General features: G+C 73.2%; 1 protein-coding gene. It reads right to left on the bottom strand.

Annotated elements, in window-relative coordinates; translation table 11 throughout:
- Positions 1 to 487 (bottom strand): hypothetical protein (locus AC1DWF_RS35165; RefSeq protein ID WP_476843094.1); only part of this gene is annotated, 487 nt, incomplete at its 3' end.
- Positions 488 to 667 lie beyond the last annotated feature (180 nt).

A 667-nucleotide genomic window follows, 5' to 3' on the forward strand; every position in this document is an offset into this window, starting at 1 on the left:
GGTTCAAGCCGCTGCCCAGCCCCGGCGTGGTGATCCCGGCATCCATGAATTCCGAGGCGACCCGTCGGTTGGTCCGGCCCTCTGCCACGAGCCGGGCGACCTCGTCGCGAATCGGCGGCAGGGCGAGATAGGTGTCCGGAAAGGGCCCCGGATCGCGCAGGCGGTTCAGTGGCGACCGATCCGTAGCACGGAAATCCGGGCCGCTCAGGGCTGCCTGGGCCACGGCCGTGTCGTTGCGCGACAGCGCGCGGGAGGCGGCGAGCAGCGCAGGCACGGTGGTCTCGGGCGTCGCATCGGGGGCGATCGCCAGCGCTTGCCGGCCCTCCTGCACGCCGCGTCGCAGGGCGAAGAGATAGGAATCCGGCAGGGTCGAGAGCCGGCCGCCCGGCCGCCCCTCGCCGCCCAGCCATTCCAGCCGCGCGACGGCCAGCGCGGTCTCAGCCGGGTGGCCTTCGAGCGCCGTGCCGCCTCGGTCGAAATCGGCCACGGCGCGATCCAGGATCACTGGCAGAGGCTGCGCCACCACGCCCCCGGCGAGTTCCGTCGGTGGCTCCGCTGGCGGGGGCCGGGTCATCTCCGCACAGGCGGAGAGCGCCAGAAGGCCGGCCAGCAGCCCCGCCCTCACAGGCGGCGGCTGTTGATGGAGGGGCTGTTGCCTTCGAATTGG

It is taken from the genome of Aminobacter sp. P4_D5, assembly GCF_056401815.1.